Here is a 20,594-nt window from a genome sequence, read left to right on the forward strand (position 1 = left end):
CGCCTCTCCCCGGAGCCATGTCCATGCTGCCAGCCTGAGGAACTCCCCCGGTTGCCATCGGTGATGGGTGAGCCTGACCAGGGCGGTTAGGGCCTTAGGGCGAGCTCCAAGCGCCCCTTCTTGTCTTGTGGCATTCCTTGAAAAGCCTTGCCACGCCTTCGGTCTGCCCCACTGGAGGGATGTTGCCAGTGGTAAGGTGGAACGATTCGACTGGTCCTTCTCCATGCTCAAGCTGCTGCTTGGTGATCCCAATGCCCGCAAGCTGAAGCGCTACCAGCCGATCGTTTCGGACATCAACCTGCTGGAGGAGGAGATCGCCCCCCTCAGCGACGATCAGTTGCGCGGCAAGACCGCCGAGTTCCGCCAACGGCTCGAGCAGGCCAGCTCCCCTGCCAACCAGCGTCAGCTGCTCGATGAGCTCCTGCCCGAGGCCTTTGCGGTGGTGCGCGAAGCCGGCAAGCGGGTGCTGGGCATGCGTCACTTCGATGTGCAGCTGATTGGCGGCATGGTGCTGCACGAGGGCCAGATCGCCGAGATGAAGACCGGCGAAGGCAAAACCCTGGTGGCGACCCTGCCGGCCTACCTCAACGCCCTCACCGGTGCCGGCGTTCACGTGGTGACCGTGAACGACTATCTCGCCCGCCGCGACGCCGAGTGGATGGGGCAGGTGCATCGTTTCCTGGGCCTTTCGGTGGGGCTGATCCAGCAGGACATGGCCCCGCCCGATCGGCGGCGCAACTACGGCTGCGACATCACCTACGCCACCAACAGTGAGCTCGGGTTTGATTACCTGCGCGACAACATGGCGAATGATATCGATGAGGTGGTGCAGCGCAATTTCAACTACTGCATCATCGATGAAGTGGATTCGATCCTCGTGGATGAGGCGCGCACGCCGCTGATCATCTCCGGTCAGGTGGAGCGCCCCCAGGAGAAATACATGCGTGCGGCCGAGATTGCCGCCGCCCTGGATCGCGCCGAGGGCATGGCCAAGGACGGCATCGATCCCGAGGGCGACTATGAAGTGGATGAGAAGCAGCGCAATGTGACCCTCACCGATGAGGGCTATGCTAAGGCCGAGCAGATGCTGGGGGTGCTGGATCTGTTCGATCCCGCCGATCCCTGGGCCCACTACATCACCAACGCCCTCAAGGCCAAGGAGCTGTTCGTGCGTGATGTGAACTACATCGTGCGTGGCTCCGATGCTGTGATCGTCGATGAGTTCACCGGCCGGGTGATGCCTGGCCGGCGCTGGAGTGACGGCCAGCACCAGGCGATCGAGGCCAAGGAGGAGCTGCCAGTCCAGCCGGAAACCCAGACGCTGGCCAGCATCACGTACCAGAATTTCTTTTTGCTCTATCCGCGCCTGGCCGGCATGACCGGTACCGCCAAAACCGAGGAAGTGGAGTTCGAGAAAACCTACAAGCTCGAGGTCACGGTGGTGCCCACCAACCGGTCCCGCTCCCGGCAGGATCTGGTGGATCAGGTTTATAAGAACGAAGTGGCGAAGTGGCGCGCCGTGGCCAATGAAACCGCCGAGATTCACCAGGCCTCCAGGCCGGTGCTGGTGGGCACCACCAGCGTCGAGAAGTCTGAGTTGCTCTCGGGTTTGCTGGCTGAGCAGGGCATCCCCCACAACCTGCTGAATGCCAAGCCTGAAAACGTGGAGCGGGAGGCCGAGATCATTGCCCAGGCCGGGCGAGCGGGAGCCGTCACCATCGCCACCAACATGGCCGGTCGCGGCACCGACATCATCCTCGGCGGCAACTCCGACTACATGGCCCGCCTCAAGTTGCGGGAGGTGCTGCTGCCGCGCCTGGTGCGGCCCGAGGAGGACCATCAGCCGCCGGTTCCTCTGCCGCGCCAGGCCGCTGCGGCCGGTTTCGGAGCTGATGCCCCAGCGGCACCAGTGATGGCTCCGAGCGAAGCGCGCGCCATCGGCGCCCTCTACCCCTGCGCCCTCAGCGAGGGCAGCGAAGTGGAGTTGGTGGAGCTGGCCCGCGAGCTGGTGAAGGCCTGGGGTGATCGGGCTCTCACGGTGCTGGAACTGGAGGACCGCATTGCCCAGGCGGCAGAGAAGGCTCCGGCTGAGGATCCCCAGATCCAGCAGCTGCGCCGCACCATTGCCCGGGTGCGCGGCGAGTACGAGGCGGTGGTGAAGCAGGAGGAGGAGCAGGTGCGTCAGGCCGGTGGCCTGCATGTGATCGGCACGGAACGCCACGAGTCGCGCCGGGTCGACAACCAACTGCGCGGCCGTGCCGGCCGCCAGGGCGACCCAGGCAGCACCCGCTTTTTCCTCTCGCTGGAAGACAATCTGCTGCGCATCTTCGGCGGCGATCGCGTGGCCGGGCTGATGAATGCCTTCCGCGTGGAGGAAGACATGCCGATCGAATCGGGCATGCTGACCCGCTCCCTGGAGGGGGCCCAGAAGAAGGTGGAAACCTATTACTACGACATCCGCAAGCAGGTGTTTGAGTACGACGAGGTGATGAACAATCAACGCAAGGCCGTTTACACTGAAAGACGGCGGGTACTTGAGGGCCGTGAGCTCAAGCTGCAGGTGATCGGCTATGGCGAGCGCACGATGTCCGACATCGTTGAGGCCTACGTGAACCCCGATCTGCCCCCCGAGGAATGGGATCTGGGTCAGCTGGTGGCCAAGGTGCAGGAGTTCGTTTACTTGCTGGAGGACCTCACCCCCGATCAGCTCGCCGGCCTCAACACCGAGGAGCTCAAGGCCTTCCTGCGCGAGCAACTGCGCAATGCCTACGACCTCAAGGAAAGCCAGATCGAGCAGTCAAGGCCGGGGCTGATGCGGGAGGCCGAGCGCTTCTTCATCCTCCAGCAGATCGACACCCTCTGGAGGGAGCACCTCCAGGCCATGGACGCCCTGCGCGAATCCGTGGGTCTGCGCGGCTACGGCCAGAAGGATCCCCTGATCGAATACAAGAACGAGGGCTATGACATGTTCCTCGACATGATGACCTCGATGCGGCGCAACGTCATCTACTCGATGTTCATGTTCCAGCCCCGCCTTGAAGCCTCTGCTGCAACTGCCTGAGCGGTCGGGTCAACGTCCAGCTGCGGGAGCTGCGCATGGCCGCCAGCTCAGCCGCCAGGACGGCATGGTTTGCTTCCCACTCGTTGATGCCTTGGTTCAGCCGGGCGATGGAGGCCATCAAGTCCTGCCGTTGTCTCTGAAGCTGCCTGGTCTGTTCAACTCGTTGAATCTCCTTCTCGCTCAGGCAGGCGGCCAGGTCGCTCGCCACCGCTGACTGCTGCCGGCAGCGTTCGGCCATCAGGCTGATGCTGCCCATGTAGATCTCGGGCAACGGCTGCCACACACTCAACCGCTCCCCTGCAGGGGCGGCCCCGCCACTGGGCTGCGGAGCCAGGGCCCAGTGGTACCCCTCCGCCTCACAGAAGTGGGCCGTCAGCCGCTCCAGCGCGTGCAGGACGGTGCCATCGATGCCGAGCGGCTCGGGCGGCAACGGCTGAAGATGCTGGCAGGCAGCAGCCAGGCCGCTCAGCGCCTGGGGCCGGAACCAGAACATCATTCCCGCTGGAAACACCAGCGGGGCCTGGGGATCCAGCTGCCAGTCCGGCAGGCACTGCTGGCAGATCAGGCGCGAGACCTCAAAGTTGGCCCCCCAGTTCACGACTGCCCGCACCGAGGCCGCGGTACCGGGCATCACCAGACCGAGGCGTGGATCCGCGGCGAAGGCCCGCTGGATGCTGCTGGTCTGGTTGGCATCACCAAGGAGTTCCTCCAGCAGCTCCGCCAACCAGCTTGCGCCGATCGATTCGTGGCTGCTCTTCTTGGTGTGCAGATGCAGGACAAGGTCGTAGGCCTGCAGACGGGCATGGAGATCCACCAGCAGCGGGCCCAGATTCCGCCCCCGGTTGCTCAGCACCACAACTGAGGTGTTGCCCGGGGCCTTGAGCCTGAGGCTGAGGCTGTGGCCGTTGAGCAACCCCTGGATCTCCGCTTGTTTGGCGCTGCTGTCGGTGCTGATCAGCAGGTCGAAAGGCCCGCTGATCACCATCAGGGCATCCAGCAATGGGGCCAGGCTGTCGGGGTGGAACCCGTGGATGTGTACCGCTGTGCTCAGAGCTGCGGCTGATGCAGAAGCCCCTGGCTCTGGCGCCGGATCCTGATCGAGCAGGGGCAGTCTCAGCCGGTCTTCCAGGGCGGGGGATGGCCTGAGGGTGGGCAGGCCACAGGCGCAACCGTAGTTCAGTTCATAGTCGCCGTGGGGGATCCAGAGGTCTGTCATGGCCGTTCGTCGCCGCCGATGAAATAAGTCCCGGGCCAGAGCTCACCGTGGAAGTGAAAGCGAACGGACCACTGGCGGCCGGCTTCGATCGAGGCCACCAGCCCGCCACGCTCGGGATGGACCTGACCCGTGACGCGGCTGCCCGTGTGGCTTGCCACATGACAGCCGAAGGCCACCTGGCTCAGATGCTGCTCGGCTCGGTAGCGAAACTCGGGAATGAAGGCTTCCCCGTAGGGGAGCACGTTGACGAGCTGCTCCTCCATCGTCAGGATCTCGAGCCCTTCGATCACAGCCCCGTGGTTTGGATACACCATCGTGGAGGACGGCTGCAGGCCAGGGTCCAGATGGGCGGTGAGGATGACCTCGGCCTGGCCTGCCAGCTGCAGCGACTGTCCTCGTGACCCGTTGGTCTCATCCAGGCGTCTTCCGCCTGTGGCACCTGCGCCGCCGCCGCTCTCGAGCGACTCCTGAGCTGATCCGAGCAGGGCATCCCACTGGCTGTCGTCGGCATAGCTGAGCTGCTGGTACAGCGTGGTGATCTCCGCCGGTTTCCCCCAGCGTCTGGCCTGGCCCTTGTGCATCAGCAGAGCGACATCACAGTGCTGAACGATTTGCGGACAACTGTGGGTGACCAGCAGAATTGAGGTGCCATTGGCTTTGAGTTTCTCCAGATGTGAATAGCATTTCTTCTGGAAGAGCTCATCGCCAACGGCGAGCGCTTCATCCACCACCAGCACATCCGGATCGATGTGGGCCTGCACAGCAAAGGCCAGCCGAACTGCCATTCCGCTGGAATAGGTCTTCACCGGTTGATCGATGAACTCTCCGATGTCGGCGAAGGCAAGAATATTCTCGAGCCTGCTCGCGATATCCGCCTCACTCAATCCCAGCACGGCCCCATTGAGAAACACATTCTCCCTGCCGCTGAACTCCGGATTGAAGCCGCTGCCCAGCTCCAGCAGGGCCCCCACCCGACCATGCACGTTCACTGCCCCGCTGCTGGGGGTCAAGGTGCCGCAGATCAGCTGGAGCAGGGTGCTTTTGCTAGATCCGTTGCGACCAACGATGCCCAGGGTTTGACCGCGCCCAAGCTGGAAGCTGAGGGATTGAAGCGCCCAGAATTTGCGGTAATAGCGTCGGCGCTCGCCCCAGAATGCCTGCAGAAGTCTGTGTCTCGGATGCGGGTAAATCCTGTAGCACTTGCTGAGGGAGTTAACCTCCACAGCCACAGTCTGGCGCTGTTCAGGCCCTTCAGAGGACATCGGAAATCCACGGCGTGCTTTCTGGAAGCCCCGGTAACTCAGTTCACAGGCCAGCAGAGCCAGGGTCGTTCCCAGCAGAAGGTAGAGCGGAGTGGGTTGAAGTCCGCTGATGGCCACTCGGCGGGTCTGCTCAATGATGATCACCAGTGGGTTCAGAGATAAAATGGGCTGCCAGCGCTCAGGCAGGGCGCTGAGTGGATAGAACACGGCACTGAGAAACATCAGCATGCTCAGGGTCACACCAACGGCCTGGTCGATGTCGCGCAGATAGACACCCAGGGCCGAGAGGGTCCAGTTCACCGCCAGGCAGCTGCCGATCAAGGGCAGCCAGACCAGCGGCAGCCACAGCATCGTGAACGGGATGCCGCCTTGAGCCAGAATTTCGAAGAGGGCGAGCACCACCAGGCTGGTGAGGGCATGGAAGCAGGCGGTGGCCACATTCACCACGGCAAGAAGATCTAAAGGGAAGATCACCTTCGTGACGTAGTTCTTGTTGGACAGGATCAGATTCGGGGCCTGGCTGGCGCATTCCGCGAACAGGTTGAACACAATCAATCCGGCAAAGAGATTGATCGCAAAACCCAGTGGCCCTGCATCGTGCAGATTCCCCCAGCGCGCCTGAAACACCTGTGAAAAGACGAAGGTGTACACCGCCAGCATCAGCAGCGGCGTCAGGAAGCTCCAGGCCCAGCCCAGCATGGGCCCGCGGTAGCGGCCGGCAACATCCCGCTCCACCAGACGCCAGAGCAGCTGACGGTTGGCCAGCAGGCTGTGGTGAAAGGTGAAGCGCGGCCAGCGCGGCTTCGGCGCCCCTCTCACCCTGCTCCGCCGGGACGGTCACCCAGGAACTCCAGGATTTCCCGGTCCTTGAGGCTCTGGGCGCGGCCGCCGCAGGCCTCCTGGATGGGCCGGCCGGCCGCCACTTCGCGCAGGCAGGTCTGCAGGCGGCTGAGTTCGCTCTCGAGGGTGTCGATGCGCTCCATCAGGTTGCGGATCACCTTGGCTTCGGCGTCCGGCAGCTGGGAGTGGGCCAGCGGATCGATGCGCACTCCCGACTGATGAATGACACGCCCCGGCACACCCACCACCGTGCTGTCAGGCCCCACATCCCGCAGCACCACCGAGCCGGCGCCGATGCGGGTGTTGGTGCCCACCGTGATCGCCCCGAGCACCTTGGCCCCCGCTCCCACCACCACGTTCTCCGCCAGGGTGGGGTGGCGCTTGCCGTGCTCCTTGCCGGTGCCCCCCAGGGTGACCCCCTGATAGAGCAGGCAGCGATCGCCGATCTCGGCCGTTTCACCGATCACTACACCCATGCCGTGGTCGATGAACACGCCGTGACCGATCGTGGCGCCCGGATGGATCTCGATGCCGGTGAACAGGCGCCCGATCTGCGAGCACAGCCGAGGCAGCAGCGGCACCTGCAGGGTCCAGAGGCGGTGGCTGAGGCGGTGCAGCACCAGGGCCTGGAAGCCCGGGTAGCAGAGCAGGATCTCGAGGGTGCCCCGGGCGGCCGGGTCCCGTTCCTTGATGATCCGCAGATCCGCCAGCAGGGGGCTCAGGTAGCTCCTGATCATCCGGCCTGTGTGGCTGGGCCTTCGCTGTGGCTGTCACGGGGGCCGATCAGGCCGATCTCCTTGCGCAGCAGATCGATGGTGGCGGCCCCCAGATAGCTCTGGGCACAGTGCACCTGGGGCAGGCGCATCAGCTGGGAGCGGTTCTGGCGCAGGGTCTGCTCCACCAGGGGCAGGCTGGGGCGGTCGCAGAGCACGTGGCTGGCGGCCCGCAGCAGGGCCAGCAGGCGGCTGCCCACGTCTGGGTTGGCGGTCATCACCAGCAGCTCATTGCCGCGCATGCTGTGCAGGATCACCTCGGCGGCGCGCAGGATTCCAGGGCTGATGCTCACCAGGCCCACGCAGCTGCCGGGCCGCAGCTCCTTGAGCAGGTTGAGCTCGTGGTGGAAGTCGTTGAGGTCGACCGCCACGGCGCGCACACCGAAGCGCTGGGCCAGCTCCTCCACGGGCTGGAGGAAGTAGCGGCTGGTGACCACCGTGCCGTTGCTGGAGCTCTCGAGCACGGCTTCGAGCTCCTCCATCGGCACCACCTCCACGGGCACCTCCAGGACGGGCACCAGTTCCTCGGCGATCAGCATCGAGGCGCCGATGTCCTCGCGGGGGGTCGACACCAGCACGCGGGCGCCACAGCGCAGGCGCCAGTCGATCTCGCGGGTGAGCAGCTCGCGGGCCTGCTGCAGGGTGCAACCGGCGTTGAGCAGCCCGTCGACGCACTGGCGCACCTCCCGGTCGATGTCGGGGCGCAGGCGGTTGCGCAGGCCCGGCGGCACCTTGAGCTCCCGCGGCTTCTGCTGGTCGCGCACATAGATGCCGGAGCCGGCCATCGCCTCCACCACCCCGTCGTTCTCCAGCTGGCGGTAGACCTTGCTGATGGTGTTGCGGTGCAGGCCGGTCTGCATGGCCAGCTGTCGCGTGCTGGGCAGGCGGTGGCCCGGGGGGTAGTGCCGGGCGGCGATCGCAAAGCAGATCTGGTTGTAGAGCTGGGTCGACGCCGGGATATCGCTTTCCTGCTGGATGTGGAATCGCACGCCGGAGGGAACCAGTACGGGTGGGGCCACCCTACGGAGCTTCGGCGCTGGTGACAATTCCCCCTGTGGCATACGAGCCTGTGCCGGTTGCTTCCGTCACAGTGCAGAGGCCGGAGTGCAGGGGCCGGATCAGGCGTCGCTGGTGGCTGGTTCGGCGTTGCTGAGCTGCCGGACCGGGGAGGGGATGGTGCGCACGGCCTTGGCGGCCAGGGCGGCGGCGTCCTTCTCCTTGGTGAGCGGCGTCTTGCGCGGAGTCAGGAACATGATCATGTTCCGGCCTTCCCGCTTGGGATCCTGCTGGATCTCGGCGCTCTCCTCAAGGTCTTTGGCCATGCGGAACAGCAGTTGCTCGGCCAGGGCCGTGTGCTGGATCTCGCGGCCACGGAAGATCACCGTGCACTTGACCTTGTCGCCGTCCTTGAGGAAGCGCACCGCCTGGCCGATGCGCACCTGGTAGTCGTGCGAATCGATCTTGTAGCGCATCTTGACTTCCTTGACCTCGGTCTGGTGCGACTTCTTCTTGGCTTCCTTGGCTTTCTTTTCCTGCTCGAACTTGAACTTGCCGTAGTCCATGATCCGGCAGACCGGCGGATCGGCTTTCTCGCTCACCAGCACCAGATCAAGGTCGCGGTCCTTGGCCACCTCCAGGGCTTCTTCCCTGGTGATCACCCCGAGCTGGCTGCCGTCGGCATCCACCACCCTGAGCTGGGGGTAGCTGATGCGGTCGTTGATGTTGGGGAGCTCCCGGACGGGGGCGCGGCGATCGAAACGGGGACGAGGTGGCATTCAGAGAGGCGAGGGGACGGGCAGTGGTGTCGTTGACTCTGGTTAGACCAGAGAGTCACCCTAGGACGCGCTGCACCGCTGGCAATGCCTGTAGTAGGGGATCGTCGCCCTCCAGCCACAGGGGCTGATGCTGGCGCCGGAACCAGGTGCGTTGTCGTTTGGCGTACTGGAGGGTGCGGCGGCTGGTCAGGGCGATGGCCTCCGCTTCCGTCAGCTCTGTGGCCAGCAGCGAGCGGGCTTCGCCGTAGCCGATGGTGGCCAGCAGGGGCAGGCCGGCGCCGTAGCGGCTGATCAGTTGCCGGGTTTCCTCCACCAGGCCATCGCTGTAGAGCTGCTGGCTGCGCCGGCTGATGCGCTCGCGCAGGTCCGGGGGGTTGAGGCCCAGCTCCAGCAGCCGCCAGGGGGGCGGGCAGGCTCTGGGCTGGGCCGTGTGCGGCCGGCCCGTGGCATAGATCACCTCCAGGGCCCGTTGGGTGCGCACGGCATCGGCGGCGGCGATCCGCCCGGCGGAGAGGGGATCGGCCTGAGCCAGGAGCTGGTGGCAGAAGGGCTGACCGAGCTGCTGCAGCTGGGCCCGCAGGGCGGGCTGGGGTGGCACCGCCGGTGGTTCGAGCCCCTGGGTCAGAGCCCGCAGGTAGAGGCCGCTGCCGCCCACCAGCAGGGCCACACCCCGGCGGCGGTGTTCGGCGGCGATGGCCGCCCGGGCGACGGCGCAGAACTCCTGCAGGTTGATCGGCTGGTCGGGATCGCGCAGGTCCAGAAGCTCATGGCGCACCCGGGCGCGCTGCTGGGCGCTCGGTTTGGCGGTGCCGATGCTCATGCCCCGGTAAAGCTGGCGGGAATCGACCGAAAGCACGGCCAGATCCAGGGCTTCGGCCAGCTCGATCGCCAGGGCGGTCTTACCGCTGGCGGTGGGTCCCATCAGGGCGATCAGCAGGGGCGGCAGGGGCATGGAATCCTGGGGGGTGCATCCCTGGCCTGAACGGGCCGTCAGAGGCCCCTGGGGGCGGCTGTGAGCCTTCGGTGGTAATCTTGAGGCCTCGGGCAGGGGTTCAGGCGCTGTATTCGCCCTTCAACCCCACTTTTCATTGCCCAAGCCTTTATCTTCCCCCATGGACCTCGCCGTCCGCCTGGTGTGACCTCCGGAATGAGCGACCCCTCCAAGATCCAACACGCCTACGGCGCCGAGCAGATCCAGGTGCTCGAGGGCCTGGAGCCGGTGCGCAAGCGCCCGGGCATGTACATCGGCACCACGGGGCCGAGGGGGCTGCACCACCTGGTCTATGAGGTGGTCGACAACTCCGTCGACGAGGCCCTGGCCGGCCACTGCGACGCCATCCTGGTGCGCCTCTGCGAGGACGGATCCGCCGAGATCACCGACAACGGCCGCGGTATCCCCACCGACGTCCATCCCCGCACCGGCAAGTCGGCCCTGGAAACGGTGCTGACCGTTCTGCATGCCGGCGGCAAGTTCGGCAGTGGCGGCTACAAGGTCTCCGGCGGCCTGCACGGCGTTGGCATCTCCGTGGTCAATGCCCTGAGTGAATGGGTGGAGGTCACCGTGCGCCGCCAGGGCCAGGTGCACCGCCAGCGCTTCGAGCGCGGCGCCCCGATCGGCAGCCTGCGCTCCGAGGACGACTCCAGTGGCGCCACGGGTACGGCGGTGCGCTTCAAGCCCGATATCGAGATCTTCAGCGGCGGGATCGAGTTCGACTACACCACGCTGTCGGGGCGGTTGCGTGAGTTGGCCTATCTCAACGGCGGCGTGCGCATCGTCTTCCGCGATGAGCGCGAGGCGGCCAAGGAGTCTGATGGCACCCCCCACGAAGAGGTCTACCACTACGAAGGCGGCATCCGCGAGTACGTCACCTACATGAATGCCGGCAAGGATCCCCTCCACCCCGACATCATCTACGTCAACGCCTCCAAAGATGGCGTGCAGGTGGAAGCGGCGCTGCAGTGGTGTGTGGATGCCTACTCCGACAGCATCCTCGGTTTTGCCAACAACATCCGCACCGTTGACGGCGGCACCCACATCGAGGGACTGAAAACGGTGCTCACCCGCACCCTCAACACCTTTGCCAAGAAGCGTGGCAAGCGCAAGGACGCCGACTCCAATCTGGCTGGTGAGAACATCCGCGAAGGTCTCACGGCCGTGCTCTCGGTGAAGGTGCCGGATCCCGAGTTCGAAGGTCAGACCAAGACCAAGCTCGGTAACACCGAGGTTCGCGGCATCGTTGATTCGGTGGTGGGCGAGGCCCTCGGTGAATTCCTGGAGTTCCATCCCCAGGTGATCGACCTGATCCTGGAGAAGGCGATCCAGGCCTTCAATGCGGCTGAGGCGGCCCGCCGGGCCCGCGAGCTGGTGCGACGCAAGTCGGTGCTGGAGAGCTCCACCCTGCCCGGCAAGCTGGCCGACTGCAGCTCCCGCGACCCCTCCGAATCGGAGATCTACATCGTGGAGGGTGATTCAGCTGGTGGCTCCGCCAAGCAGGGCCGTGATCGCCGCTTCCAGGCCATCCTGCCCCTGCGCGGCAAGATCCTCAACATTGAGAAAACCGACGACGCCAAGATCTACAAGAACACCGAGATTCAGGCCCTGATCACGGGCCTGGGCCTGGGGATCAAGGGTGAGGAGTTCAACCTCTCGGCCCTGCGCTATCACCGCATCGTGATCATGACTGACGCCGATGTGGACGGCGCTCACATCCGCACGCTGCTGCTCACCTTCTTCTATCGCTACCAGAAAATCCTGCTGGAAGGCGGCTACATCTATATCGCCTGCCCGCCCCTCTACAAGGTGGAGCGCGGCAAGAATCACACCTATTGCTACAACGAACAAGACCTCAAGAAAACCCTCGAAGGATTTGGCGAGAAGGCCAACTACACGATCCAGCGTTTCAAGGGCCTAGGCGAGATGATGCCAAAGCAGCTGTGGGAAACCACGATGGATCCCACCACCCGCACGATGAAACGGGTGGAGATTGAGGATGCCGCCGAAGCTGATCGCATCTTCACGATCCTGATGGGCGACAAGGTGGCGCCGCGCCGCGAGTTCATCGAAAAGCACAGCGCTGAACTGGATTTCGCCCAGCTCGACATCTGATGGACTGGCGGCTGCCATGGGTGCTGGGGCTGGCCCTGATGGCTCCGGCGGCCCTGCCGGCCGGGGGTGGTGAGCGGCGGTCACCGGAGCTGCGGCGACGCCAACAACGTGAGCCTCTGCTGGCGAGCGGCTCCCTGGCCCTGCGTTGTGCCCCCCAGCACTCCGCCCCTGCCCTGGCCCAGCTGGAGCGCAGCGAGCCCCTGCAGCTGCTGCGTACGTGGTGGGAACCCGGAGGGGGCCGGTGGCTGCAGGTTCAGATCTCCAGCCCGGCGGCCGGGCAGCCGAGCCGTGGCTGGCTTCCAGGCTGATGGGGCCTTGGACCGGGCTGGATGTCCTGGCATGACGTGCTGCTGGTGGCTCTCGGAGCCGTCCCGGGGGCCTGGCTGCGGCTGCGGCTGATCAACCATTTCGAGCCGATGCTGCCCCGCCGGCACTGGGGCACCTTCGGCGTGAACGTGGCCGCTGCCTTCGCCCTCGGCTTGCTGGTGGCCCTGGAGCGGCGTTGCGGTCTGGGAGGCAGTGGCCTGTGGCTGCTGCTGGCCACCGGCTTCCTGGGCAGCTTGAGCACCTTCTCCACCTTGATGGTGGAGGTGCTGCAGGTGGTGCGCGAGGGGCAACCAGCGGCGGCGTTGCTGCTGGCGCTGGCCTCCGTGCTGGCCGGGGTGCTGGCGCTGCAGCTGGGGTTGCTGATCGGGGCCGCCTGAGATGAGACGCCGTCTGCGCTTCGCTCTGTGGGAGCTGGCTCTGGTGGCCGCAGGGGCCGTGCCCGGGGCGCTGTTGCGCTGGCAACTCGGGGTTCAGATCGGCCCGCTGCTGGCCGCCGGAGCTGGCGGGGTGGCAGCCGCCAACCTGCTCTCCAACCTGCTGGGATCGTTCCTGCTCGGGATCCTCGCCGGACCGATCCCGCGGCGGGCCCCCCTGCTGCTGCTGGGGGGCATCGGCTTCTGTGGATCGCTCACCACCTTCAGCTCCTGGATGCTGGATCTGGTGCGCCTCAACGGCCAGGGTCAGGCGGCTGAGGCCCTGACCCTGCTGATCGCCAGCCTGGGGATCGGCGTGGCCGCCGCCGCCGCCGGGCTGGCCACCAGCCGGCGGTTGCTGCCCAGGCTGGTGGCCTGGGTCAGGTTCAGGCGTGGACTCAGGCCGCCAGGGCCGCTTCGATCGCGGCGGTGAGTTCGGCGCCATCGGGTTCGACGGCGCTCTTGTAGCGGCCCAGGACGGTGCCGTCCTTCCCCACCAGGAACTTCTCGAAGTTCCACTCCACATCGCCGGCCGGCTCCACCGTGGTGAGCAGGTCGTAGGGCGCGGTCTTGACGCCCTTGGCGTGCACCTTGTCGAACAGGGTGAAGGAGGCGCCGTAGGTGGTGGAGCAGAACTGCTGGATCTCGGCCAGCGTGCCCGGCTCCTGGGCGCCGAAGTCGTTGCAGGGGAAGCCCAGCACCTGCAGCCCGCGCTCGCCGTAGGTCTCGTTCAGCTTCTGCAGCCCGGCGTACTGGCGGGTGAAACCGCAGCGGCTGGCCACATTCACGATCAGCAGCACCTGGCCCGCAAAATCACCCAGGCGCTGCTCAGCACCCGTGGCACCGCGTACCACCACATCCGACACATTGACAGCCATGGACATTCTTCAACCGGCCGGACCCTAGGCGGGCCGCGTCGCCGCGATGGGCCTTCGCCCATACACTCGGGAAGCCGCGATCCTTCAGGCCGATGAGCGAGGGAACCAGCGGCGGCGGCGCCTCCACTGCAGGGGTGGCCAGCAGCGGCCGGCTGCCCGTGGCCGAAGTGGTGGCGCGGCAGTTGCAGGCTCTGCTCAACGCGGGCAATTACGCCGGCGTCAAGCTGCTGCTGGAGCCGGTTCAGCCCGTCGACTGCGCTGAGGCCATCGGCGCCCTGCCCCAGACCCTGCAGGCCCTGGCCTTCCGCCTGCTGGCCAAGGACGAGGCTATTGAGGTTTACGAGTACCTCGATCAGCCGGTGCAGCAACTGCTGCTGGAGCGGCTGCGCTCCGGTGAGGTGCTGGAGCTGGTGGAGGAGATGTCACCCGATGATCGGGTGCGGCTGTTCGACGAGCTGCCCGCCAAGGTGGTGCGTCGGCTGCTGGTGGAGCTGAGCCCGGCCGAACGGCGCGTGACGGCCCAGCTGCTGGGCTACCAGCCCGAAACCGCCGGCCGTCTGATGACGACCGAATTCATCGATCTCAAGGAGTTCCACAGCGCCGCCCAGGCCCTCGACATCGTGCGCCGCCGCGCCCGCGACACCGAAACCGTCTACAGCCTCTACGTCACCGACGCCTCCCGCCATCTCACCGGCATCCTCTCGCTGCGCGACCTGGTCACGGCCGATCCTGAGGACCGCATCGGCGATGTGATGACGCGGGAGGTGGTGAACGTGACGACCACCGCTGATCAGGAGGAGGTGGCCCGCATCATCCAGCGCTACGACTTTCTGGCCGTGCCGGTGGTGGATCTGGAGCAGCGGCTGGTGGGGATCGTCACCGTCGACGACGTGATCGACGTGATCCAGCAGGAGGCCACCCGCGACCTCTACGCCGCCGGCGCCGTGCAGGCCGGCGATGAGGACGACTACTTCCAGAGCAACCTGTTCACCGTGGCCCGCCGCCGGGTGGTGTGGCTGCTGGTGCTGCTGGTGGCCAACACCGGTACCTCGGCGGTGATCGCCTCCGAGGAAGGGGTGCTCCAGGAGGTGGTGCGGCTGGCGGCCTTCATCCCGCTGCTGATCGGCACCGGCGGCAACGTCGGCGCCCAGAGCTCCACGGTGGTGATCCGCGGCCTCAGCACCCAGCGCATCCAGGCACTGGGGCTGTGGCGCACCGTGGGCCGTGAAGCGCTCTCAGGATTGCTGCTGGGGCTGCTGCTGGTGATCGTGGTGGTGCCCTGGGCCTGGCAGGTGGGTGGGGGGATGCTGGTGGCCACCGCCGCCGGCATCAGCCTGGTCTGCATCACCACCCTGGCGGCCACGGCCGGGGCTTCGCTGCCGCTGCTGTTCGACCGGCTGGGCCTGGATCCAGCCCTGATGTCGGCGCCCTTCATCACCACCGCGACCGACGTGGCCGGGGTGTTCATCTACCTGAAAACGGCGTCGTGGCTGCTGAATCACGTGGGCATGCCGGCCTGAGCTGGCCGGGCTCGGCGGAACTCGTGCCATTCCTGAGAGGCCCTTCACACTTCTTCAGGTTAGGCTTTACACACCGTTAGAAGTTCCCTCGTCGTGGTCGCAGCCCTCTCCAGCCCCCCAGCCGCCCTCCAGTCCGTCCCCGAGGCGAGTCCTCGCCAGGCCCCCATCGCCGTGCGCACCCTGCCGCCGGTGGATGGCGACCTGGTGCGCTCCTACCTGCGAGACATCGGCCGGGTGCCGCTGCTGACGCATGAGCAGGAGATCACCCTGGGCCGCCAGGTGCAGGAGCTGATGCGGCTGGAGGAAGCCGAGCAGGAACTGGAGATGCGGGCGGGCGGCCAGAAGCCCAGCGCGGCGGAATGGGCCAGTGCGGCGGGCGTGAGCCCGGCGCTGCTGAAGCGCAAGCTGGCCAGCGGCCGGCGGGCCAAGGAGCGGATGGTGGCGGCGAACCTGCGGCTGGTGGTGAGCGTGGCGAAGAAATACACCAAGCGGAACATGGAACTGCTGGACCTGATCCAGGAGGGAACGATCGGTCTGGTGCGAGGGGTGGAGAAGTTCGACCCCACCCGCGGCTACAAGTTCAGTACGTATGCGTACTGGTGGATCCGCCAGGGGATCACGCGGGCGATTGCGGAGAAGAGCCGCACGATCCGGCTGCCGATCCACATCACCGAAACGCTGAACAAGCTGAAGAAGGGCCAGCGGGAACTGAGCCAGGAGCTGGGTCGTACGCCCACGCTGGGGGAACTGGCGGTGTGTGTGGAGCTGCCGGAGGAGGAGGTGAAGGATCTGCTCTGCCGGGCGCGGCAACCGGTGAGCCTGGAGACGAAGGTGGGCGACGGAGAGGACACCGAACTGCTGGACCTGCTGCAGGGGGACGGGACGCTACCGGCGGAGAGCGTGGACAGCGAGTGCCTGCGGGGCGACATGAGGGCCCTGCTGGAGCAACTGCCTGAGCTGCAGCGCAATGTGCTGACCATGCGTTACGGCATCGATGTGGAGGAGCCGATGAGCCTCACGGGCATCGGCCGCATCCTGGGCATGAGCCGTGATCGCATCCGCAACCTCGAGCGCGACGGCCTCGCCTCCCTGCGCCGCCTCAGCGATCAGGTGAAGGAGTACAGCGACGCGGCGATGATTCAGGCCTGATGGAATAGGAGCCAGGATCGTCGATCAGCAGACCCTGCGCCGGGATCTGCTCACCTGGCGGAGCCTGCATGGCCGGCAGGACATCCCCTGGACCCTCAGGCCCGATGGCTCTGAACCCCAGCCGGGGGAGCCCTTGGGCATGTATGGCGTATGGATTGCTGAGGTGATGCTGCAGCAGACCCAGCTGGCGGTGATGCGCCCCTACTGGGAGCGCTGGATGCTGGCTTTCCCCAACGTCGACGCCTTGGCGGAGGCGAACCAGCAGCAGGTGCTGCTCCAGTGGCAGGGCCTTGGCTATTACTCCCGTGCCCGCCGGTTGCACCGGTCTGCGGCGCTGCTGGCCGCGCAGGGCTGGCCCAGGGACCTGGAGGGCTGGCAGGCCCTGCCGGGGATCGGCCGCAGCACGGCGGGGAGCATCCTCAGCTCCGCCTTTGATCAGCCTCAGCCGATCCTTGATGGCAACGTGCGCCGGGTGCTGGCACGTCTGCTGGCCTGGCCCCAGCCGCCCCAGCGCTCGCTGGCGCAGTTCTGGCGCTGGAGTGAGGAGCTGCTGGATCCCCAGCGGCCGCGGGCCTTCAACCAGGCCCTGATGGATCTGGGCGCCACGGTCTGCACCCCCCGCCAGCCCCGCTGTGGCCAGTGCCCCTGGCGGCCCCACTGCGCTGCCTACGCTGCCGGCGATCCCACCCGCTACCCCGTGAAAGACGCCAGCTCGCCCCTGCCTTTTCAGGTGATCGGTGTGGGGGTGGTGCTGGATGGCGCCAACCGGGTGCTGATCGATCAGCGCCTGGAGGAGGGCCTGCTGGGGGGGCTGTGGGAGTTCCCCGGCGGCAAGCAGGAGCCCGGTGAGTCGATCGTCGACACCATCCGCCGGGAACTGCGCGAGGAACTGGCGATCGAGGTGGAGGTGGCTGAGGAGCTGATCTGCCTGGAGCACGCCTACAGCCACAAGCGGCTGCGCTTCATCGTCCATCTCTGCCGCTGGATCAGCGGTGAGCCCCAGCCCCTGGCCAGCCAGCAGGTGCGCTGGGTGGAGCCGGAGCGGCTGGCGGAGTTTCCCTTTCCGGCCGCCAACGCCCGGATCATTGCCGCCCTGCAGGCCTGGCTTGGCGGCCAGGGCACACCAGGCGATGCTGGTGGGGAGCTGCCATCGGCCTGATGACTCCCCAGCCCCAGGTGCTCTGTTTCGGGGAAGCGCTGGTGGATCGGCTCGGTCCCCCGGGCGGTGACCCGGCCACCGATCGGCCCGTCGACGACTGCCTCGGCGGCGCTCCAGCCAATGTGGCCTGCGCCCTGGTGCGGCTGGGAACGGGCTCGGCCCTGCTGGGTCGCCTCGGCAAGGATGCGATCGGAGCCGCCTTCCGCGAGCTGTTCCAGGCCCGGGGTGTGGACACCCGAGCCCTGCAGTGGGATCCGCTGCGGCCCTCTCGCACGGTGCTGGTGCGGCGCGACCGCACGGGGGATCGCAGCTTCGGCGGCTTCGCCGGTGATCGGGGAGATGGGTTCGCTGATCAGGCGGTGGAGGTCGCCGCCCTGGCAGCCCCCCTGCAGGAGCTGATCGCCACGGCCCGCTGGCTGCTGGTGGGCACCATTCCGCTGGCCTCGGAAGCCTCTGCGGCTGCCCTGCGCCTGGCCCTGGAGCGCGCCGCCGCCGCCGGGATTCCCCTGGCCCTCGATGTGAACTGGCGTCCCACCTTCTGGCCGATCTCCGCCGAGCAGGCCCTGGCCAGCCTCCAGCCCCTGCTGGCCGCTGCGGCCTTGATCAAGGTGTCGGCCGAAGAGGCCGACTGGATCGCCGGCAGCCGTGACCCCCAGCGCATCAGTGCCTCCCTGCCCCAGGCCCCGGCGGTGCTGATCACCGATGGCCCCGGCGCCCTGAGCTGGTGGCTGGGGGGGCAGGCCGGCTGCCTGGAGGCCTTCCAGGTGCCGGTGGTGGATACCACCGGTGCGGGCGATGCCTTCCTGGCAGGACTGCTGCACCGTCTCTGCCAGGAGCCGCAACTGCTGGCCTCCGCCAGCGCCGAGCGGGTGCTGGAGGCCATGCGCTTTGCCAGTGCCTGCGGCGCCCTGGTCTGCCAGGGCGCCGGGGCGATCGATCCCCAGCCCAGCCAGGCTCAGGTGCTGGCGTTTCTGGAAACAAGGGCTCCAGGCTCCCCGGGGACCTGAACCAGGGCCCGACGACCGCCGCCAGCGATCAGCAGCTCCACCTGCCAGGCCGGAGTGGGCATGACGCCCAGCCGCTCCGGCCATTCCACCGCCAGCACTGCTTCCAGCTCCAGGGCCTCCTCGTCTTCCTGGGTGAACAGCTCATCGGCTGCTTCGGGCTGCTCCAGCCGGTAGAGGTCGAGGTGCACCAGGTGGGTGCTGCGGCCGTTCAGCTGGCCGCTGTAGTGCTGGGCGAGGGCGAAGGTGGGGCTGGTGATCGGCTCACCGATGCCCAGCCCCTGGGCCAGGCCCTGCACCAGGCAGGTTTTGCCGGCACCGAGATCACCTTGCAACAGCAGCAGCCGCGGCCCCTCAGCCAGCAGCAGCGCCGCCAGTTCAGCCCCCAGCTGGCGGGTGGCCGCGGCGTCGATCAAGGACTGCTGCCAGCCCTGCCGGCAGCTGTTGTGCTCACTCTTGCCCATGCCCTCACCTATGCCCTCGCCCCTGCCCTGGCAGCGCCTGTAGATTCGGCTCCAGCGAGCCCGAAGCCTCGGCGTCTCTGCAGATATTTCAACCCATCGTCCTCCCTTGAGGGAGCGTCTTCAACCCATGGTGGTTTCCCCCCCCGCGGCCGTGGCCGGCTCCACGCTCAGCGGTGCCCTGTCGGGCCTGCAGGTGACGTCGTCGTATGTGATCGCTGATCTCGGCCTGGCGGAGTTCGGCCGCAAGGAGATGTCCATCGCCGAAACCGAGATGCCTGGCCTGATGGCCCTGCGTCAGAAGTTCGGTAGCGAGCAGCCCCTCAAAGGCGCTCGCATCGCCGGCAGCCTGCACATGACAATCCAGACGGCTGTTCTGATCGAAACCCTGGTGGCCCTCGGCGCTGAGGTGCGCTGGGCCTCCTGCAACATCTTCTCCACCCAGGATCACGCCGCCGCCGCCATTGCCGCCTCGGGCATCCCTGTGTTCGCCTACAAGGGCGAAAACCTCGATGAATACTGGGCGTTCACCCACCGGATCATGGAGTGGGCCGACGGCGGCACCCCCAACATGATCCTCGACGACGGCGGCGATGCCACCGGCCTGGTGGTGCTGGGCACCAAGGCGGAGCAGGACCCCTCGGTGCTCGACAACCCCGGCAGTGAGGAGGAGATCGCCCTCTTCAACTCCATCCGCCAGCGCCTGGCGGCCCAGCCCGGGTTCTACTCACGCATCCACGCCCAGATCCAGGGCGTCACCGAGGAAACCACCACCGGCGTGGCCCGTCTGTACCAGATGCAGAAGAGCGGCGAGCTGCCCTTCCCGGCCATCAACGTCAACGATTCGGTCACCAAGAGCAAGTTCGACAACCTCTACGGCTGCCGTGAATCGCTGGTGGATTCGATCAAGCGCGCCACCGACGTGATGGTGGCCGGCAAGGTGGCCCTGGTGATGGGCTACGGCGATGTGGGCAAGGGTTCGGCCCAGTCGCTGCGCGGCCTGGGGGCCAGCGTGATGATCGCTGAAGTGGATCCCATCTGCGCTCTGCAGGCGGCCATGGAGGGCTACCGCGTGGTTCGCCTCGATGATGTGGTGGCTGACGTGGACATCTTCGTGACGGCCACCGGCAACTTCCGCGTGATCACCCACGATCACCTGGTCCGGATGCGCGATCAGGCGATCGTCTGCAACATCGGCCATTTCGATAACGAGATCGATGTGGTGGCTCTCAAGCAATACCCCTGGGACAACATCAAGCCCCAGGTGGATCACGTGTTGCTGCCCAGCGGCAACAAGATCATCCTGCTGGCCGAAGGCCGCCTGGTGAATCTGGGCTGCGCCACCGGACACCCCAGCTTCGTGATGAGCAACTCCTTCACCAACCAGGTGCTGGCCCAGATCGAGCTGTTCTGCAAGGGGGACCAGTACGGCAAGGAGGTCTACGTGCTGCCCAAGCACCTCGATGAGATGGTCGCCCGCCTCCACCTCGACAAGATCGGCGCCCGCCTCACCGAACTCACCCCCGAGCAGGCCGACTACATCAATGTGCCGGTCGAGGGCCCCTACAAGTCGGACCACTACCGCTACTGAGTGGCTCGCCGCGCCGGTCGCCCCATGGAAGAGACTTGCGGCACCGCAGATGACCCCGG

The 20,594-nt window shown here is 66.5% G+C and carries 18 protein-coding genes; 10 read left to right on the forward strand and 8 right to left on the reverse strand.

The window, feature by feature from the left end; genetic code table 11:
- The first annotated feature begins 223 nt into the window (after positions 1–223).
- Positions 224–3,061, forward strand: coding sequence for a preprotein translocase subunit SecA (gene secA, locus KQ304_RS07760; RefSeq protein WP_259736521.1), 2,838 nt, complete (start codon positions 224–226; stop codon positions 3,059–3,061).
- On the opposite strand, the gene KQ304_RS07765 is transcribed toward secA, so the two are convergent.
- The 6 genes from KQ304_RS07765 to miaA form a co-directional block, all read right to left on the reverse strand.
- Positions 3,018–4,277, reverse strand: coding sequence for a rhamnan synthesis F family protein (locus tag KQ304_RS07765; protein WP_259736522.1), 1,260 nt, complete (start codon positions 4,275–4,277; stop codon positions 3,018–3,020). The genes secA and KQ304_RS07765 overlap by 44 nt on opposite strands.
- Positions 4,274–6,358 (reverse strand): ABC transporter permease, encoded by a 2,085-nt coding sequence (locus KQ304_RS07770; protein ID WP_259736523.1) that lies wholly within the window; start codon positions 6,356–6,358, stop codon positions 4,274–4,276. The genes KQ304_RS07765 and KQ304_RS07770 overlap by 4 nt, the downstream gene beginning before the upstream one ends.
- Positions 6,355–7,116: a serine O-acetyltransferase gene (gene cysE, locus KQ304_RS07775; protein ID WP_259736524.1), complete on the reverse strand. Its 762-nt coding sequence runs from the start codon at positions 7,114–7,116 to the stop codon at positions 6,355–6,357. The genes KQ304_RS07770 and cysE overlap by 4 nt, the downstream gene beginning before the upstream one ends.
- Positions 7,113–8,141, reverse strand: coding sequence for a GntR family transcriptional regulator (locus tag KQ304_RS07780; RefSeq protein ID WP_259736572.1), 1,029 nt, complete (start codon positions 8,139–8,141; stop codon positions 7,113–7,115). The genes cysE and KQ304_RS07780 overlap by 4 nt, the downstream gene beginning before the upstream one ends.
- Before the next feature lie 129 nt (positions 8,142–8,270).
- Positions 8,271–8,927: a translation initiation factor IF-3 gene (gene infC / locus KQ304_RS07785; protein ID WP_255111703.1), complete on the reverse strand. Its 657-nt coding sequence runs from the start codon at positions 8,925–8,927 to the stop codon at positions 8,271–8,273.
- Positions 8,928–8,982: 55 nt separating this feature from the next.
- Positions 8,983–9,879: a tRNA (adenosine(37)-N6)-dimethylallyltransferase MiaA gene (gene miaA, locus KQ304_RS07790; protein ID WP_259736525.1), complete on the reverse strand. Its 897-nt coding sequence runs from the start codon at positions 9,877–9,879 to the stop codon at positions 8,983–8,985.
- Between the two features lie 195 nt (positions 9,880–10,074).
- On the opposite strand from miaA, the gene gyrB reads away from it, so the two are divergent.
- From gyrB to KQ304_RS07810, 4 genes are read left to right on the forward strand one after another with little or no spacing between them, the layout of a single operon-like run.
- On the forward strand, positions 10,075–12,033 hold the full coding sequence (gyrB, locus tag KQ304_RS07795) for a DNA topoisomerase (ATP-hydrolyzing) subunit B (RefSeq protein ID WP_259736526.1): 1,959 nt from the start codon (positions 10,075–10,077) through the stop codon (positions 12,031–12,033).
- On the forward strand, positions 12,033–12,341 hold the full coding sequence (locus KQ304_RS07800) for an SH3 domain-containing protein (RefSeq protein ID WP_259736527.1): 309 nt from the start codon (positions 12,033–12,035) through the stop codon (positions 12,339–12,341). Before gyrB ends, KQ304_RS07800 begins: the two co-directional genes overlap by 1 nt.
- A gap of 21 nt (positions 12,342–12,362) precedes the next feature.
- On the forward strand, positions 12,363–12,737 hold the full coding sequence (locus KQ304_RS07805; protein ID WP_259736528.1) for a CrcB family protein: 375 nt from the start codon (positions 12,363–12,365) through the stop codon (positions 12,735–12,737).
- 1 nt (position 12,738) lies between these two features.
- Entirely contained in the window at positions 12,739–13,206 is a 468-nt protein-coding gene (locus KQ304_RS07810; protein WP_259736529.1) for a CrcB family protein, read from the forward strand.
- Here the strand turns inward: KQ304_RS07810 and KQ304_RS07815 are convergent.
- Positions 13,172–13,651, reverse strand: coding sequence for a glutathione peroxidase (locus tag KQ304_RS07815; protein ID WP_259736573.1), 480 nt, complete (start codon positions 13,649–13,651; stop codon positions 13,172–13,174). The two genes, KQ304_RS07810 and KQ304_RS07815, sit on opposite strands and share 35 nt — an antisense overlap.
- Before the next feature lie 92 nt (positions 13,652–13,743).
- Between KQ304_RS07815 and mgtE the strand changes: the two genes are divergently transcribed.
- The 4 genes from mgtE (at position 13,744) to KQ304_RS07835 (ending at position 18,486) form a co-directional block, all read left to right on the forward strand.
- On the forward strand, positions 13,744–15,171 hold the full coding sequence (mgtE, locus tag KQ304_RS07820) for a magnesium transporter (protein WP_259736530.1): 1,428 nt from the start codon (positions 13,744–13,746) through the stop codon (positions 15,169–15,171).
- A gap of 165 nt (positions 15,172–15,336) precedes the next feature.
- Complete coding sequence (locus KQ304_RS07825; protein ID WP_399228812.1) at positions 15,337–16,320, forward strand: RpoD/SigA family RNA polymerase sigma factor; 984 nt, start codon at positions 15,337–15,339, stop codon at positions 16,318–16,320.
- A gap of 166 nt (positions 16,321–16,486) precedes the next feature.
- Positions 16,487–17,479 (forward strand): 8-oxo-dGTP diphosphatase MutT, encoded by a 993-nt coding sequence (gene mutT, locus KQ304_RS07830; protein WP_399228780.1) that lies wholly within the window; start codon positions 16,487–16,489, stop codon positions 17,477–17,479.
- Entirely contained in the window at positions 17,479–18,486 is a 1,008-nt protein-coding gene (locus KQ304_RS07835; RefSeq protein WP_259736531.1) for a carbohydrate kinase, read from the forward strand. The genes mutT and KQ304_RS07835 overlap by 1 nt, the downstream gene beginning before the upstream one ends.
- Here the strand turns inward: KQ304_RS07835 and tsaE are convergent.
- Positions 18,435–18,947 carry a tRNA (adenosine(37)-N6)-threonylcarbamoyltransferase complex ATPase subunit type 1 TsaE gene (gene tsaE / locus KQ304_RS07840; protein ID WP_259736532.1) on the reverse strand — a complete coding sequence of 171 codons (513 nt, stop codon included), beginning with the start codon at positions 18,945–18,947 and terminating at the stop codon, positions 18,435–18,437. The genes KQ304_RS07835 and tsaE overlap by 52 nt on opposite strands.
- A 127-nt stretch (positions 18,948–19,074) precedes the next feature.
- Here tsaE and ahcY point away from each other — a divergent pair, with 127 nt between their 5' ends.
- Entirely contained in the window at positions 19,075–20,535 is a 1,461-nt protein-coding gene (gene ahcY / locus KQ304_RS07845; RefSeq protein WP_259736533.1) for an adenosylhomocysteinase, read from the forward strand.
- Positions 20,536–20,594 lie beyond the last annotated feature (59 nt).

It is taken from the genome of Synechococcus sp. CS-1329 (assembly GCF_025128055.1).
GTDB lineage: Bacteria > Cyanobacteriota > Cyanobacteriia > PCC-6307 > Cyanobiaceae > Regnicoccus_A.

Excerpts from the sequence above, each read along its gene's own strand:
- miaA (WP_259736525.1), bottom strand. The coding sequence starts at position 9,879 with ATGCCCCTGCCGCCCCTGCTGATCGCCCTGATGGGACCCACCGCCAGC.
- secA (WP_259736521.1), top strand. The coding sequence starts at position 224 with ATGCTCAAGCTGCTGCTTGGTGATCCCAATGCCCGCAAGCTGAAGCGC.
- KQ304_RS07765 (WP_259736522.1), bottom strand. The coding sequence starts at position 4,277 with ATGACAGACCTCTGGATCCCCCACGGCGACTATGAACTGAACTACGGT.
- KQ304_RS07835 (WP_259736531.1), top strand. The coding sequence starts at position 17,479 with ATGACTCCCCAGCCCCAGGTGCTCTGTTTCGGGGAAGCGCTGGTGGAT.
- ahcY (WP_259736533.1), top strand. The coding sequence starts at position 19,075 with ATGGTGGTTTCCCCCCCCGCGGCCGTGGCCGGCTCCACGCTCAGCGGT.
- gyrB (WP_259736526.1), top strand. The coding sequence starts at position 10,075 with ATGAGCGACCCCTCCAAGATCCAACACGCCTACGGCGCCGAGCAGATC.
- infC (WP_255111703.1), bottom strand. The coding sequence starts at position 8,927 with ATGCCACCTCGTCCCCGTTTCGATCGCCGCGCCCCCGTCCGGGAGCTC.
- KQ304_RS07815 (WP_259736573.1), bottom strand. The coding sequence starts at position 13,651 with ATGGCTGTCAATGTGTCGGATGTGGTGGTACGCGGTGCCACGGGTGCT.
- tsaE (WP_259736532.1), bottom strand. The coding sequence starts at position 18,947 with ATGGGCAAGAGTGAGCACAACAGCTGCCGGCAGGGCTGGCAGCAGTCC.
- mgtE (WP_259736530.1), top strand. The coding sequence starts at position 13,744 with ATGAGCGAGGGAACCAGCGGCGGCGGCGCCTCCACTGCAGGGGTGGCC.
- KQ304_RS07810 (WP_259736529.1), top strand. The coding sequence starts at position 12,739 with ATGAGACGCCGTCTGCGCTTCGCTCTGTGGGAGCTGGCTCTGGTGGCC.
- mutT (WP_399228780.1), top strand. The coding sequence starts at position 16,487 with ATGCTGCAGCAGACCCAGCTGGCGGTGATGCGCCCCTACTGGGAGCGC.
- KQ304_RS07805 (WP_259736528.1), top strand. The coding sequence starts at position 12,363 with ATGTCCTGGCATGACGTGCTGCTGGTGGCTCTCGGAGCCGTCCCGGGG.
- KQ304_RS07800 (WP_259736527.1), top strand. The coding sequence starts at position 12,033 with ATGGACTGGCGGCTGCCATGGGTGCTGGGGCTGGCCCTGATGGCTCCG.
- cysE (WP_259736524.1), bottom strand. The coding sequence starts at position 7,116 with ATGATCAGGAGCTACCTGAGCCCCCTGCTGGCGGATCTGCGGATCATC.